At 63.4% G+C, this 13,195-nt stretch carries 18 protein-coding genes; 8 read left to right on the top strand and 10 right to left on the bottom strand.

The genetic code is table 11. The features are described 5' to 3' along the window. Positions 1 to 729, bottom strand: coding sequence for a class I SAM-dependent methyltransferase (locus Q2M23_RS12975; protein WP_229193177.1), 729 nt, complete (start codon positions 727 to 729; stop codon positions 1 to 3). Between the two features lie 128 nt (positions 730 to 857). On the opposite strand from Q2M23_RS12975, the gene Q2M23_RS12970 reads away from it, so the two are divergent. Further along, on the top strand, positions 858 to 1,043 hold the full coding sequence (locus Q2M23_RS12970; RefSeq protein WP_016840754.1) for a hypothetical protein: 186 nt from the start codon (positions 858 to 860) through the stop codon (positions 1,041 to 1,043). Between the two features lie 85 nt (positions 1,044 to 1,128). On the opposite strand, the gene Q2M23_RS12965 is transcribed toward Q2M23_RS12970, so the two are convergent. The 7 genes from Q2M23_RS12965 to Q2M23_RS12935 form a co-directional block, all read right to left on the bottom strand. Beyond that, positions 1,129 to 1,365 carry a hypothetical protein gene (locus Q2M23_RS12965; RefSeq protein WP_016840755.1) on the bottom strand — a complete coding sequence of 79 codons (237 nt, stop codon included), beginning with the start codon at positions 1,363 to 1,365 and terminating at the stop codon, positions 1,129 to 1,131. A 323-nt stretch (positions 1,366 to 1,688) separates the two neighbouring features. Beyond that, a complete protein-coding gene (locus tag Q2M23_RS12960; protein WP_229193178.1) occupies positions 1,689 to 1,862 on the bottom strand; it encodes a hypothetical protein in 174 nt (57 codons plus the stop codon). Between the two features lie 9 nt (positions 1,863 to 1,871). After that, positions 1,872 to 2,102, bottom strand: a complete 231-nt coding sequence (locus Q2M23_RS12955; protein ID WP_028332292.1) for a DUF6894 family protein — start codon at positions 2,100 to 2,102, stop codon at positions 1,872 to 1,874. Positions 2,103 to 2,242: 140 nt separating this feature from the next. Beyond that, positions 2,243 to 2,587: a tRNA-binding protein gene (locus Q2M23_RS12950; RefSeq protein ID WP_225163046.1), complete on the bottom strand. Its 345-nt coding sequence runs from the start codon at positions 2,585 to 2,587 to the stop codon at positions 2,243 to 2,245. Continuing rightward, entirely contained in the window at positions 2,587 to 3,213 is a 627-nt protein-coding gene (locus tag Q2M23_RS12945; RefSeq protein WP_316395808.1) for a LysE family translocator, read from the bottom strand. Before Q2M23_RS12945 ends, Q2M23_RS12950 begins: the two co-directional genes overlap by 1 nt. A gap of 18 nt (positions 3,214 to 3,231) precedes the next feature. Next, a complete protein-coding gene (pdxY, locus tag Q2M23_RS12940) occupies positions 3,232 to 4,104 on the bottom strand; it encodes a pyridoxal kinase PdxY (RefSeq protein WP_316395807.1) in 873 nt (290 codons plus the stop codon). A 10-nt stretch (positions 4,105 to 4,114) separates the two neighbouring features. Further along, positions 4,115 to 4,288: a hypothetical protein gene (locus Q2M23_RS12935; protein ID WP_016840760.1), complete on the bottom strand. Its 174-nt coding sequence runs from the start codon at positions 4,286 to 4,288 to the stop codon at positions 4,115 to 4,117. A gap of 589 nt (positions 4,289 to 4,877) precedes the next feature. Here Q2M23_RS12935 and Q2M23_RS12930 point away from each other — a divergent pair. Then, on the top strand, positions 4,878 to 5,120 hold the full coding sequence (locus Q2M23_RS12930) for a hypothetical protein (RefSeq protein WP_316395805.1): 243 nt from the start codon (positions 4,878 to 4,880) through the stop codon (positions 5,118 to 5,120). A gap of 86 nt (positions 5,121 to 5,206) precedes the next feature. Then, positions 5,207 to 5,875, top strand: a complete 669-nt coding sequence (locus Q2M23_RS12925; RefSeq protein WP_316395804.1) for an FMN-binding negative transcriptional regulator — start codon at positions 5,207 to 5,209, stop codon at positions 5,873 to 5,875. Between the two features lie 272 nt (positions 5,876 to 6,147). On the opposite strand, the gene Q2M23_RS12920 is transcribed toward Q2M23_RS12925, so the two are convergent. Further along, positions 6,148 to 6,951, bottom strand: coding sequence for an alpha/beta fold hydrolase (locus tag Q2M23_RS12920; protein ID WP_253590388.1), 804 nt, complete (start codon positions 6,949 to 6,951; stop codon positions 6,148 to 6,150). Between the two features lie 116 nt (positions 6,952 to 7,067). On the opposite strand from Q2M23_RS12920, the gene Q2M23_RS12915 reads away from it, so the two are divergent. Next, positions 7,068 to 8,006, top strand: a complete 939-nt coding sequence (locus Q2M23_RS12915; RefSeq protein WP_316395803.1) for a LysR family transcriptional regulator — start codon at positions 7,068 to 7,070, stop codon at positions 8,004 to 8,006. A gap of 1,088 nt (positions 8,007 to 9,094) precedes the next feature. Here Q2M23_RS12915 and Q2M23_RS12910 read toward each other — a convergent pair. Then, entirely contained in the window at positions 9,095 to 9,280 is a 186-nt protein-coding gene (locus tag Q2M23_RS12910; RefSeq protein WP_253590386.1) for a hypothetical protein, read from the bottom strand. Positions 9,281 to 9,285: 5 nt separating this feature from the next. On the opposite strand from Q2M23_RS12910, the gene Q2M23_RS12905 reads away from it, so the two are divergent. The 4 genes from Q2M23_RS12905 (at position 9,286) to Q2M23_RS12890 (ending at position 13,100) form a co-directional block, all read left to right on the top strand. Beyond that, positions 9,286 to 10,998: an autotransporter domain-containing protein gene (locus Q2M23_RS12905; RefSeq protein ID WP_316395802.1), complete on the top strand. Its 1,713-nt coding sequence runs from the start codon at positions 9,286 to 9,288 to the stop codon at positions 10,996 to 10,998. Between the two features lie 9 nt (positions 10,999 to 11,007). Next, on the top strand, positions 11,008 to 11,745 hold the full coding sequence (locus Q2M23_RS12900) for a DUF6065 family protein (protein ID WP_316395801.1): 738 nt from the start codon (positions 11,008 to 11,010) through the stop codon (positions 11,743 to 11,745). A gap of 228 nt (positions 11,746 to 11,973) precedes the next feature. Further along, positions 11,974 to 12,711: an ROK family protein gene (locus Q2M23_RS12895; RefSeq protein ID WP_316395800.1), complete on the top strand. Its 738-nt coding sequence runs from the start codon at positions 11,974 to 11,976 to the stop codon at positions 12,709 to 12,711. A gap of 128 nt (positions 12,712 to 12,839) precedes the next feature. Continuing rightward, positions 12,840 to 13,100 carry a PepSY domain-containing protein gene (locus Q2M23_RS12890; RefSeq protein WP_057019961.1) on the top strand — a complete coding sequence of 87 codons (261 nt, stop codon included), beginning with the start codon at positions 12,840 to 12,842 and terminating at the stop codon, positions 13,098 to 13,100. Positions 13,101 to 13,195: the final 95 nt, after the last annotated feature.

Below are 13,195 nucleotides of genomic sequence, written 5' to 3'. Positions count from 1 at the left end.
TTAGCGTTGCGCTGACACAAGCAGCATCATCGGCCGTTCGAGCTCGTCGGCCAGTTCGGGCGCGGCCTTGACCTGCTCCCGCGTCGGGCAGAACTCCTCGACATGGCGCAGCGTGAAGCCGGCGCCGATCAACACGTTGAGCGTGGTGCCGATGGTGCGGTGATATTTCAGCACGCCCTTCACATACCAGTCGGTCCGGCGTTCGCCTTCGATGAAGTAGCGGTTGACCGGCCAGGTCTTGTGGCCGTCTACGTCCTGCCCCCAGTCCGGATGGACGGCCGCCATGTAGACCGGATGCTCGACGGTGAAGACCAGATGCCCCTCCGGGACCAGCGCGCGATACAGCATGCGCGCCAGGCGATCGAAATCCCTGATGTAGTGGAAGGCGAGGGCGGAGTAGGCGAGATCGAATGTCGATTTCGGCAGCTCGAGCGTCTCGAGGTCGGCGATCTCGTAGGTGATCGCCGCATCCTGCGTCATGGCCGCGGCGCGGGCGATCATGTTCTGCGAGAGGTCGATGCCGAGCACGTCGGATGCGCCTTGCTTGCGCATCCAGCGCGATACCCAGCCGAAGCCGCAGCCGAGATCGACCACGCGCTTGCCCGCGACATCGGGCAGCATGGCGCGGATCGCCGGCCATTCGGGCGCGCCGAGCAGTCCGCGGACCTGCCGCGGCAGCTGGCTGTAGCCGGCGAAGAAGCCGGGATCGTCGTAGATGTTCTGCGCCATGGCTCTTTCTGTAACCGCCGCCGCACCGTGTGGGAACCGCTGATTGTGTCGCGCCCGGCGCGCTGCTGGAACCAGACGCGGCGCTCAGTGGTTTCTGATGTCAGCAGTCGACAGCCGAGGAGAGCGCCATGTTAGCCGAGATGCAAATCCACACCATCGCGCGGCAGATGCTGTTGAAGCACGGTCCGGAGGCGATCGCCCAGGCCGCGCAGAACGCCGTGGCTTGCGAGAGCAAGGGCGAGACCGACGACGCGCGCGACTGGCGCCATATCGAGGACGCGCTGAAGATGATGCGCGGACCGCATCAGAGCTGACGGCGGGCGGGCTAGGCGACCCCGCCGTCGCGTAACGACACTGGGACCGCGCGAGCGCGATCGCCGCAACCCTAACCTGCGGACGCTAGCCCGCCCGGCGCCACCGCGGCACGGGATCGAGCGGCGTGCGGTAGAGCTCGCGCCGGTCGATGTCGGTGACGCGCACCGCGCAGCCGCGCGCCTTCAGCTCCGGCTTGACCTGCGACAGCTCGTTGGCGAGCTGGTCGGCGCGGTCGGAGGCGAGGCTGATGTCTTCGAGGATGATGGTTCCTTGATTGCGGAACTCGTCCCCCACCACGAGATCGAAGGTGTAGTACGGCATTCCGAAGTCTCCGTTTCGGTTTGCATCACAGGGTAACACTGAGTCGAGCATTCCCTAAGATGCGTGGCGCACAATCAACGTGCGATCGGCGCAAAAACGATGTGCAGCGCATCAAGCACGACGAACGAACAAGCCACGCCGCACGGCGAAGGAGTCCTTTGAACCAGCTCACCGCCATGCCGTTAAGATTTGATTAAAACAGTCGTCGCAAGCTCAGGACCAAGTGGAATCGCAGCGGAACCGGACTCCGGGAACCGGCAGCTGCAGGAGAAGGCCGGTGGCGTAACGCCCGCCGGCCTTTTCTCGCTGTGGATGCCGCGAAGCTAGTCGCGCAGTGCGGCTTGCCGCCGGGCGCGGCATTTCGGGCCTGGTCCGCGCATGTAGTACAATTCGGGGCGATAGGGATTGATGACGCCATCGATCAGCGCGACGCAGCGCGCGATGAGGCGGGCGAGGCGGCGTCGCAACGGCTGCAGGGCAAGTTCCATCGCATTCATGGCATGCCCTCAGTGCAGCTCGCCGAGGATGGCGGTGAACGGCAGCTCGAAGATCTCGGTTCCGATGTCGTCGGTGACGTGGACTGCCCAGTTGCGCCAGTCCTCCACGCTCGGTGTCATGACAAAGCTGCGCGCCAATTGCTCCGCATACACGCGCGCCTCCGCCAGATCCATCGCGGCGCCGGTGCGATCCAGGATGACGTGCTTGTCGTCGGAGCAGTGAAAGAAAACTGCGGACATTCTTCCGATTCCCATGCCGAAGCGATTCTCGCGCGTTGCAATAGCAGCGCGCGCGGGCACGGAGAATCCGGGTGATCCCCCATCGGTAAACTACGGGGAATCCAGACGATTTGAATCACGCGGCCGTGATCAGCCCGACGTCAGAAGATCGGCTCGCCGATCGCAACCTCGCTGCGCGGGCCGAGCACGATCACCTCGCCGCTGGCGTCCTTGGCGCCGAGGATCAGGAGTTCCGAGGTGAAACCTGCGATGTTCTTCGGCCCGAGATTGCAGATGCACACGACCAGCGAGCCGACCAGCGCCGCCGGCTCGTAATTCGTGATCTGTGCGCTCGACCACATGATTCGCCCGGCGCCGACATCGACGCCGACCTTGTAGGACGGATTGCGGGCGCGGGGAAACGGCTGCACCTCGACGACCTCGCCGATCCGGATATCGAGGCGGGCGAAGTCGTCGTAGCTGGCCTGCGGCTTGAGCGGGGACATCAGCGCTCCTGGAACGCAAGGCGGACACCGAGCGCGATATAGATCGTGCCGACCACGCGGCCCTGCCACTGCCCGATGCGGCGATGCCGACTGATCCACGGGCTGATCTGGCCGGCGGCGAGCGCCAGCAGCGAGGTGTAGACCGCGCTCATCACGACGAAGATCAGGCCGAGGGTCGCGAACTGCGCCACCGCCGAGCCGTGGCCGGGGTGCACGAACTGCGGCAGGAAGGCGAGGAAGAACAGCGCGGTCTTCGGATTGAGCATTTCCGCCCAGATCGCCTGCCGGAACGCACGCCGCGGATCGACCGGCTGCGCCGCCGGCAAATCCAGCTCGTCGTTCTTCTCCAACAGGGCGCGGACGCCGAGCACGATCAGGTAGATCACGCCGGCATATTTCACGACCGAGAACGCCAGCGCCGAGGTCATCAGCACGGCCGAGAGGCCGAATGTCGCCATCGCGGTGTGGACGAGATCGCCGAGCGCGATCCCGAACCCGGTCGCGACGCCGACGCGCGCTCCGCCGGTGACCGAACGCGCGAGCACCAGCAGCACCGCCGGCCCGGGGATCAGGAACAGGCCGAGCACGACGGCGGCGTAGGTGAGGAGGGTGGTGATGTCGATCATGAAGACCTGTCCCGGATGTCAGGATGCGGCGATGGTAACCGCCGCGAAGCGCGGCTTCGGATCAAGCATCACGCCGGCGCTTTCGACAATGCGCATTTCCTCGGTCCCGCTCTGCGCCGTGCGCTCCAGCACGCCGTGGATGCCTGACGCAGCGTGGCTGAGCGCATCCGGCGTCGCAAGGCCGCGCGCGCGGGCGGCGACGAACAGCGCGGCGAACAGGTCTCCGGTGCCGGACGGGCTGATCGGAACCCGCGGCGTGCGCACGCGCCAGGCGCAAGTCTTGTCGGATTGAGTGCGCTCGATCGCCAGCGTCTCGATCTCGCTGTGCGGCGTGCCGGCCAGCTCGGCGCTGGTGATGACGACGGTCGCAGGTCCCCGCGCCATCAGCGCGCTCGCCTGCGCGACGACGTCATCGATCGTCGTCACGCGCGCGCCGCAGAGGAATTCGAACTCGAAATGGTTGGGCGTGATGATGTCGGCGAGCGGGCAGAGCTGGTCGCGCACCAGCGGCGGAATGTCCGATCGCACGAACATGCCGCGGTCGCGGTCGCCGAGCACGGGATCGCAGCAATAGAGCAGGGCCGGGTTCGTCGCCTTCGCGCGCTCGACGAAGTCGGCCACGTCCATCGCGATGTCGGCCGAGCCGAGATAGCCCGACAGGATCAGCCGCGCGGCCTCGACCGCGCCGCGCTCCTCGATGCCGCGCAGCAGGTCAGCGACCAGCTGCACGTCGAGCACCCGGCCGCGGATGGTCGGATAGCCCGGCCGATTGCTGAGCAGCGTGGTCGGCACGGCGACGACATCGATGCCGTGCAGCTGGATCGGAAAGCTGGCGGCGCTGTTGCCGACATGGCCCCAGGCGACCTGTGACTGGATTGAGATGATCGTCATCTTGTGCGCATCACCCGAACAGTGCGGCGTAGATGACGTAGAGCCAGCCCAGGATACCGTGGATGATGGCCCACAGGATCGAATGGTTCTTGGTGTAGGAGATCGCGATCGCCAGCGCCGAGCCGAACCCCACGCCGTATTTCGCGCCCTCGACGCGGACGCCATAATATCGATTGCCGTTCATGGGGAATCCTTCCAGCGGGAGGGCGTGAGCGTGGAGACAGCGTAACCTGCCAGTTGCCGTCAGTTCAACGGCGGATTGGGATTCCGCGGCATTGCTAAGCTCGATCATTCCTGCGCAAAGCCCTCGCCTTTACTGCCGGCATGACGGTGATGGAGTCGGCGCGCGCATCTTTCTCCATTCGCCGGGACGACATCGAACGTGTGGTGCGCTGCGAGTCATACATCCGCATTCTCGCGACATGTTTTGTCTGATCGCACCCATGGGCCGCGAGCAAAGGGCAGTAAGCGGAATATTTTCTTATTCTGATATCGACAGGTTTTGCTGAGTTGCCCGTGGGGCTGTTTTGTCGCAGGCGGCGCAGCCGGGTTTGTCTTGCCGGTTCGCGTCGGGACCTCGTCTGTCACGCTGCGATCAACCGATCGTGTCGGATCGACGTGGAAGAAGATGCACGGGTGGACTGTCTTGCATCCAAACGCTTGCCTCATGGCGTCGGAACAAGACGGCAGAGCGATCGATCATGATGTGAGCGCGAACCGATCGGCGGGCGGCGAACAATGCGCCGGCGCGCCGAATCCAACAGGAGCAACTGATGTCCAGGATCAAACAGATTGCGGCCGCGCTGACCGCGCTCGCCATGCTGACGGCGTCGGCCACGGCACACGGAGTGCCGGCGGCGGGCCCATCCGCACTCGCGAAGAGCCATGCCGCCGCCGGCCGCTGGAGCGGCGGTCCGCCGCGCATGGCGGTCCCGCATTTCGGCGAGTCCGAGGCGCTGCCGCGCGACCAGCCCGGCGGTGTCTGCGATCACGGCGACAATGCCATGATCTGCTGAGCCGGATCGTGCATGGCGGTGATCTCCGGCGAAAGTTGCGCTAGCCTTGCTGGGTCGTCTCCCTCCAGCTCGCGAGCGCCGCCGCCATGCACATCCTCCGTCCCCAGTTTCGCATTGAGCAAGACCGCGCGCTCGCCTTTGCGGCCGCGCGCAGCTTCGGCGCCATCGTCGCCGCCGATGCACGCGGCCCGCGCGCGTCCCACGTGCCGTTCGTGATCGAGCGGCGCGACGAGCGCGTGATCGTGCAGATCCATCTCACCGCGAAGAATCCGCTGGTCGAGCTCGCCGACGGTGTCAGGCGCTTCCTCCTGATCGTCTCCGGCGATGACACCTACATCTCGAACGACTGGTATGTCTCACCCGACAACGTTTCGACCTGGCTCTACGAGGCGGTGCATTTGTCCGGCGTCGCGCATCTGCGCGATCACGGCGAGAACCGCGGCCATGGCGACGCGCTGCTCGCGGTCTCCGAGGCGCGGCTGCAAAAGCAGCCCTGGGACCTGACGCAGATGGAGCCCGGCAAGCGCGAAGCGATGCTGGCGGGGATCAGGGTGATCGACATCGTCGTCGACGAGATCGAGGGCCAGTCAAAGCTGAACCAGCACAAGAGCGATGCGGATTATGTCGCGCTGGTCAATCGCCTCGCGCGCGCGGAGGAGACGGCAAGCCAAAGGCTGGCGGAGAAGATGCGCGCGCTGCGGCCGGAGCTTGAATACGACGTTGGACGGTGCGCAGGGAGGGTCAGCTCCGTGTAACCCGGCGCTGTCTCAACGCGGCAGAGGGCGGATTACGCTTGCGCTAATCCGCTCCACAGAGCCGATCGCCATCGAATCCGTAAACCTGTTGTTAAGAATCGCTTCGCGCCGATTTGCTCGATTCCGATTCGTTCTTTGCGAACAAAATGGAGTCGAATGGGGAACATGTGGTGCGTGATCCATGTAGCCCGCACGAGCGAAGCGATATGCGGGCCTGATCACGTACTCTTGGAGCGGTCCCGGATGTCGCTTCGCTCATCCGGGCTACGCAGTCATGTGGTGGAGAGCGCCAGGAAGCTCACGACCTCGCTGTTGAATCGATCCGGCTGCTCGATGTTGAGGATGTGAACGCCGGGCAGCAGGACGAGCTTGGCATCGGTGATTGTCGCGGCGATATCAGCGCTGTGGCTGGCCCGCGTGACCGTGTCGCTCTCGCCGCCGATGACGAGGGTCGGCGCCGCAATCAGCGAGATGGCGCGGCGGAGATCGACGTCGCGCAGTGCGGCGTAACATCCGGCGAGACCGCGCGGCGGCGTGGTCAGCACCATGTTGCGGAATTCGTCGACGACCTCGTTCGGCGCGGCCAGCATCGTCGCCGGAAACCAGTTGCGCATGAACCCGTCTGCGATTCCATTCATGTCCTTGGCCGCAAGCACCGCGCGGATCTGCTCGTCGAACGGCAGTTCGGACGCCAGATAGGACGAGGTGTTCGAGAGGATCAGGCGGTCGATGCGGTCAGGCGCGAAGATGCCGAGCCATTGCCCGACGAACCCGCCGAGCGACAGACCGAGGAAATGTGCGCGATCGATGCCGAGGGCGTCGAGCAGTTCGACCACGTCGCGGCCGAGCCGGTCGATCGAGTAGGCGCCCGTGGGCGCGTCCGAACCGCCGTGACCGCGGGTGTCGTAGCGGAGCACCCGAAACGACCGGCTGAGGGCCGGCATCGAACGATCCCACATGTGCAGGTTGGTGGCGATCGAGTTCGACAGCGCGAGCACCGGCCGATCGTCGGGACCGTCGATGCGGTACGCAATCCGGCAGCCATCCGCCGTGGTGAAGTGTCGATCGCCGCTCATCTCGTCAGTCCCTTGTGCTGGTGGAAGCCGGCAGGCTTCGCGTCGACCCAGGCTAGGACTCGCGCCTTCGAAGAAAAATTACTAAGATTGATCAATCTCTGTAGGTTTTATGAACAATGGATCGGATCAAGCTGCACGATTTGCGCTGCTTTGACGCTGTCGCGACCGAGGGAAGCTTTCAGGCCGCCGGCACGGCGCTGAACCGGTCGCACCCGTCGGTGTTTGCGGCTGTCGCCCGGCTCGAGCAGCAACTCGGCCTCACGCTGTTCGATCGCAGCGGATACCGTATCGGGCTGACGGACGCCGGCCGGACGTTTCACGCACGCGCGCAGGTGACGCTGCGCGAACTCGATCTGCTGCAGGGCTATGCGGAGCAGCTTGCCGGCGGAGAAGAGGTCGTCCTGCGCATCGTCATCGGCGACCTGTGTCCGCGGCCGCCGGTGCTGCAGATGCTCTCGGCGTTCTTTGCCCGCTATCCCAACACGCGCCTGCACCTGGAATATGAGGCGGTCGGCGGACCGCTCGAGCGCCTGATCGATGATAACGCCGATCTGGTGTTTCATCGCGCGGAGCCGTCCGATTCGCGCTTCGAGCAGATCAAGCTCTCGAGCACGACCATGGTGCCGGTCGTCGCTCCCGGCTTTCTGCCGTTTGCGTGGACGAAGAAAGTCACGCCGGAGCAGATGCGCCCCTTCACGCAGTGCGTCATCCGCGACACGGCGCGGCGAGCGTCGCCGGAAAACTTCTTCCTGATCGAAGGTGCGCATCAGTGTAGCGTGCCGGACCAGATGATGAGGAAGGAGCTGATCCTGCATCGTCTTGCCTGGGGCCATCTGCCCGCATGGCTGATCGAGGACGAGCTGCGGGACGGCAGGCTGATCAGCATCGCCGGACCGAATTTTCCGGGCCGCGAGGAAAATCTTGCGGCAGTCCGTCATCGCCAGCATTCGCACGGACCGGTCGCCGAAGCGCTCTGGCTTCACCTCAAAGGCTGGCGGCTCGCTCAGCGTGCAGGGCGGGCGACCCGACCGGTCCGCGCGAAGCGCGGCCGATAATGGGCGCGGAGCAACCCGACGCGGTGATGTCGTCGGTGGATGTCCGATTACGCTTGCGCTCATCCGCCGTACGAAGCGCCGCGGCATCGAATCGCGCAAACCTCTTGTTAAGTATCGTTTTGCGTCGATTTTTCGATTCCGATTCGTTCCTCGCGAACAGTCGGATCGGGAACGTGGCCGTGGTGCGACTCATCGATCGATCAGTGATGCGGGAGAACGCAGTGTGCCTGAGATGTGCCGCGGTGTTGCACGCCGAGAGCAATAATCCCATCATGATACAACATCGATTGTTCGGATGCGGTCGATGTATGTGCGTTGTTAACATCTGGATCGCGCCGATTTTCCTGATTCCGATTCGTTCTTCGCGAACAAACTGGAGTCGGATCGCGAACGCGATCGTTGTGCGGCCCACGGGAGCAAGGTGCAGTTTATGCCATAGCTTGCGCGACGATGCGGAGAGTTCGGCGCCGATCGCGCGAGGTTGCGAGGAACTATCGTGGAAATTGTAGTGAATCGTTGCCACGCGGCAACATCAAGAAACTATTTCAGGTAGCAATTCATCACGCCGCAATTATGTGACTGAATATTTCATCCCCAAGCGTTAGCGTGCAGTGGGGCTGATTTGTGGAGACCGCGGATGGATGCACCGCGAACTCGTTCGGCCTTGATTCCATCAACGATGCCAACCGAAGCCTCGGTAGGATCCAACCGACAGCACGCATGTTCCGCTCCGACGGAGCGATACTGGCAGACGCGAGTTCGTCCCTTCTTATTGGGGACCGCGGCGTCGCTCGTTTCCGGCAACGTCGCGGTCGCCGCGGACCGAATCCATCTGGGCTTCGACGGCTATCGCTCCGCGACCAACGACTATTGCATCAATGCGAGCAGCGTGCAGGGCGATCCGCAGACTGGATTCATGTGGCGCTTCAGCAAGAGCGGAACGCTTACCGGAGGACCTACCTTCCTCGATCTGCGAACGGACACTGCAACCGAGGTGTTTCCGCCATCGTTCGACGATCATGAGAAGTTCAGGGCCTGGGGCAGCGTCCTAGGACCTCTGATCGGCGAAAAATCCATATCAAACGATGTCAATGCGTTCCGTGACCAGGTCTGTTCGATATCGCCGCCGCCGCCGCCACCGCCACCAGGGCCGCCGGGGCCACCTCCGCCTCCACCTCCACCCACTCCGGTGCCACCGTCACCGCCGCCACCGCCTCCGCCGGGGCCACCGCCGCCACCACCACCACCGGCGCCGCCACCACCTCCACCGCCATCGCCAATGCCGGTGCCGCATGCGAACCTCGCACGCGCGTTGGGGACGGACTTTGCACGCAGCTACTTCATCTCGGACGCGATCCTTGCGGGGTTCAACCAGTACGCAAGCATCGCCACCAATCCTTCCTATGCGTCGATCGGCCACGGTTGGCATGCTTGGGTAACACCGCGCCAGGTCAATTTCACCGACCGCATCGTCGGACTCACGTCGTACGGCACGCTGTCTGAACTCACATACGGGCTCGACTACCGTGTCAGCCCGGATCTCGTTGCCGGCTTTGCGTTCAATCCTGAAAGCACCAAAGTCACCTACGACGGACTGAATGCATCGATTTACCAGTCGGGAATCGGCGGCGGACCCTACCTGGGATGGCTCGTCAGCCCAACGACACTGTTTGATGCCTGGCTCGGTTACGCACGGCTTGATCGTGCCTTCGACGTTTTCGGCCATGGTGCCAATATGCCTGTCGACCGCGTGTTTCTATCGGCGAGCCTGACCCAGATTGTCGATACGCCATGGGCGCGCGTCGTGCCCCGGTTCACGTTTTTTCATGCTCACGACGACGTCGGGGGCGTTACAAGCGGCCAGGGATTTCCCATCCCCGGCCAAGCCTACAGCTGGGGCCACGTCGAAGGTTCTGTGGAGGTCAATCGAGATTTCGTGGTCGACCAGCGTTTCCTACTGCAGCCGTTCGTCCAGGCAACGTTGCGATACGACACGCAACAGCTTGTCGATACCGTTACCACGATCGACGGCACCGACATTGGGCTCACGCGCTGGCATGGACAGCTGCGTGGCGGCGTTCGCGCCCAACTTGGATCGCAAGCCGAACTATGGCTATCGGGCGGCTATTTGTCATTCTTCACACCCGGGATCGATGCCTGGGAGGCGAAAGCGCATTTCCGGATGCGCTTCGACGAGACGAACTCGGCGTTGGCCGCTTATATGCCGGTCAAGGCGCCGCCGCCAGTCGCCCCGTTCAGCTGGACTGGCTGCAGTGTCGGCGTGAATGCGGGGTATGGTTCAGCCAAGGCGCAATTCTCTTCCGATCCAAATGGCGCCATCATCGATTTCGCGCAACGTAACGGCGTCCTTCCCGAAATCGCCGCTCAACAGGCGGGCTCGATCAGTACCCGGAACACGGGAGGGCTGACTGCCGGCGGCGGCCTTTCCTGCAACGTGCAGTATGACAAGACGGTCATCGGACTAGAAACCGACATCAACTACACAGATCTGCAATCGTCCCAGCTGCGCGGGCCGTTTCCGCTCGCGGCCGGCGTATCAACCACCTGGGAGAACAGTTTTCGCTCGAATTACCTCGGCACGGTCCGTGGGCGTCTGGGAATCCTGGCCAATCAATCGAACATGCTGTACGTGACCGCGGGCCTCGCCTATGCGGATTATGCATTTTCGACGGCAACAGATTTTCCCGGCTTCAGTGGCTTTCGATTTGCGGGCTCCGACTCCCGTGTGAAGCCGGGCTGGACGGCGGGCGTCGGCTGGGAGGCCGTCGTGAGCGGCCCTTGGACCGCCAAGTTCGAATATCTCTATGTCGATCTCGGTGATCGGATGGCCCCGGCACCGCAGAACATCGGTGGGCTCAGCGCGTACGCTTGGGACCACTCGGCGAAATTGACTGAAAACATTGTTCGCGTAGGGTTGAGCTATAAGTTGACTGGTCCGCCAAGCAGCGGCAGCAGCTGGTTCTCGCGATAAGGCTGGGTGATGCCAAAGCTCATTGCCTATACGATGGACGGCCATGCGGTTCACATCCGGCCTGCATCGCCCGAGCGCGATTGGATGGATGCTTCCGACCAGCGCTATGCGTACCGCTGCCTGCCACTCAACATTGCAAACGCCCATGGCTGGGAACTGCTCTGTCCGTCAGGCTTCTCGGCTCGTTGGGACGGGCTCAATCATAAGGAGACCATTCGGGTCAAGGCTGATCTCGGCACCGACGCGCCGGCTGTGAGTCACTTCGGACATGGTGTATTGACCTTCCACGTCCCGTGCCTGTTCCGCACCGATCCTGGTTTCGACCTTTTTGTCACCGGACCCATCAACAGGCCGAAAGACGCCATTGCGCCGTTGAGCGGGGTCATCGAGACGGATTGGTCACCGTACACCTTCACGATGAACTGGCGATTCACGCGTTCAAACACAAAGATACGATTTGAGCGGAGGGAGCCCTATTGCCATCTTTTTCCGATTGAGCGTGGCAGTCTTGAGCGGATCGAGCCGGAGACGTTGCCACTATCGAAGGCGCCCGACATCGAGCGCGAGCACAGACTGTGGTCCGAAGGCCGCAACGCCTTCAATACCGACTTGCAGGACCCGGGATCGGGGGCAACGCAGCAGCGGTGGCAAAAGACCTATTTTCGGGGCCTCAATCCCTCGGGCGAAGAAACGCATGCGGATCACCGGAGCCGGCTTCGCTTGAAGGATTTCGTGTCAAAGGATTAGTCCGGCCGACGGGCCGAATTTGTGCGGACAGCGCACGGCCCCACATCGCCCCGCAGCGCAATCGCTACGCGCCGTTGATGATGCACACGACTTCTTAATGTTTGGACTCTCCTGACTTGTTCGATTCCGATTCGTTCTTGGCGAACAAATTGGAGTCAGATGCAGAACGTCGCTGTGGTGCGCGATGCGTTTCTCTGCTCCACTCGGCGCGCATAGGAGAGTGGATTGATGGCCAAGAAGGCAGGCAACAAGACCAGCAAGAAGACGAACGGGCCCGCGTCGCGCCGCACTGTGCTGGCGATCGACGTCGGCGGCACGCATGTGAAGGTCATGACCGACAAGGAGCGCATCAAGCGCGAATTCGAGTCGGGTCCAACTCTGTCCGCGACCGAGATGGTGCGGCAGGTCAAGCTGCTCACCAAGGACTGGTCCTATGATGTGATCTCGGTCGGTTATCCGGGACCCGTCGTTCACAACCGTCCGCTGACCGAGCCGCACAATCTCGGCCGCGGCTGGGCCGGCTTCGATTTTCACCACGCGTTCGGCCGCCCGACCAGGGTCGTCAACGATGCGCTGATGCAGGCGATCGGCAGCTATCAGGGCGGGCGGATGCTGTTTCTCGGCCTCGGCACCGGCCTCGGCTCGGCGATGATCGTGGACGGTGTTTACGAGCCGATGGAGCTTGGTCATTTGCCGTACCGCAAGGGCGCGACGTTCGAGGATTATGTCGGCGCCGCGGGTCTCGAGCGGCGCGGCCGGAAGAAATGGCGCAAGAGCGTCGACGACGTCATCGCGCGGCTGTCCGCCGCGCTGGAGCCCGAGTACATCGTGCTCGGCGGCGGCAATGCCGACAAGGTCGACAACCCGCCGCCCAAGGTGAGGTTCGGCGACAACGCCAACGCATTCGAGGGCGGATTTCGAATGTGGAAGAAGAGAGCGCGCAAGGCGAACGGCGGGCGTCGATGAAACCGGAACCGCCACCAAATCGCCGCAACTGCCGAAGTTTCGCGCTGCTTCGCACTCCTGTTGTCGGAACTGATGGGTGCGCCGCTCGTTTTATGCGGCATAACATCCTGTTCCATGAGGAGTGAGCCATGCGAAGTTTCATTATTCCCGCGATCGCGGCCCTGGCGATCGGCGCAGCGACGCCGGCGATGGCCTACGATTCCGGCAGCCAGGTCTCGATGGAGGCCGCGCTCGATGTCGCGACCGGTCTCGGCATCGTGACGGTGTCCAACACCCAGTTCCTCGGCGACGAGTGGGAGGTCGAGGGGCGTGACCGCCTCGGCCGCTGGATGAAGGTCGATGTCGACGCGCGGACCGGCGAGGTGCGCAACGTGGATCGCGGCTGGTAGCCCGCGTCTTCACCGCTGCGTGAAAATTCGGAACGGCCGGCGGAGCAGGGCGCACGCCGGCCGTTCGTTATCCAGAACTGTCTGATGCCGTGCTT

The organism is Bradyrhizobium sp. 33ap4 (assembly GCF_032654765.1).
Taxonomy (GTDB): Bacteria; Pseudomonadota; Alphaproteobacteria; order Rhizobiales; family Xanthobacteraceae; genus Bradyrhizobium; species Bradyrhizobium australafricanum.
Note: the sequence above shows the minus strand (reverse complement) of the source record. Positions and strands in the feature narration are given on the sequence as shown.

Bases quoted from the DNA above. Each gene is read 5' to 3' on its own strand.
- Q2M23_RS12900 (WP_316395801.1), top strand. From the start codon at position 11,008: ATGCCAAAGCTCATTGCCTATACGATGGACGGCCATGCGGTTCACATC.
- Q2M23_RS12955 (WP_028332292.1), bottom strand. From the start codon at position 2,102: ATGTCCGCAGTTTTCTTTCACTGCTCCGACGACAAGCACGTCATCCTG.
- Q2M23_RS12975 (WP_229193177.1), bottom strand. From the start codon at position 729: ATGGCGCAGAACATCTACGACGATCCCGGCTTCTTCGCCGGCTACAGC.
- Q2M23_RS12945 (WP_316395808.1), bottom strand. From the start codon at position 3,213: ATGATCGACATCACCACCCTCCTCACCTACGCCGCCGTCGTGCTCGGC.
- Q2M23_RS12925 (WP_316395804.1), top strand. From the start codon at position 5,207: ATGCACATCCTCCGTCCCCAGTTTCGCATTGAGCAAGACCGCGCGCTC.
- Q2M23_RS12905 (WP_316395802.1), top strand. From the start codon at position 9,286: ATGCCGGTGCCGCATGCGAACCTCGCACGCGCGTTGGGGACGGACTTT.
- Q2M23_RS12920 (WP_253590388.1), bottom strand. From the start codon at position 6,951: ATGAGCGGCGATCGACACTTCACCACGGCGGATGGCTGCCGGATTGCG.
- Q2M23_RS12965 (WP_016840755.1), bottom strand. From the start codon at position 1,365: ATGCCGTACTACACCTTCGATCTCGTGGTGGGGGACGAGTTCCGCAAT.
- Q2M23_RS12930 (WP_316395805.1), top strand. From the start codon at position 4,878: ATGTCCAGGATCAAACAGATTGCGGCCGCGCTGACCGCGCTCGCCATG.
- Q2M23_RS12890 (WP_057019961.1), top strand. From the start codon at position 12,840: ATGCGAAGTTTCATTATTCCCGCGATCGCGGCCCTGGCGATCGGCGCA.
- Q2M23_RS12895 (WP_316395800.1), top strand. From the start codon at position 11,974: ATGGCCAAGAAGGCAGGCAACAAGACCAGCAAGAAGACGAACGGGCCC.
- Q2M23_RS12950 (WP_225163046.1), bottom strand. From the start codon at position 2,587: ATGTCCCCGCTCAAGCCGCAGGCCAGCTACGACGACTTCGCCCGCCTC.
- Q2M23_RS12910 (WP_253590386.1), bottom strand. From the start codon at position 9,280: ATGGCGGTGGAGGTGGTGGCGGCGCCGGTGGTGGTGGTGGCGGCGGTG.
- Q2M23_RS12960 (WP_229193178.1), bottom strand. From the start codon at position 1,862: ATGAATGCGATGGAACTTGCCCTGCAGCCGTTGCGACGCCGCCTCGCC.
- Q2M23_RS12935 (WP_016840760.1), bottom strand. From the start codon at position 4,288: ATGAACGGCAATCGATATTATGGCGTCCGCGTCGAGGGCGCGAAATAC.
- Q2M23_RS12970 (WP_016840754.1), top strand. From the start codon at position 858: ATGTTAGCCGAGATGCAAATCCACACCATCGCGCGGCAGATGCTGTTG.
- pdxY (WP_316395807.1), bottom strand. From the start codon at position 4,104: ATGACGATCATCTCAATCCAGTCACAGGTCGCCTGGGGCCATGTCGGC.
- Q2M23_RS12915 (WP_316395803.1), top strand. From the start codon at position 7,068: ATGGATCGGATCAAGCTGCACGATTTGCGCTGCTTTGACGCTGTCGCG.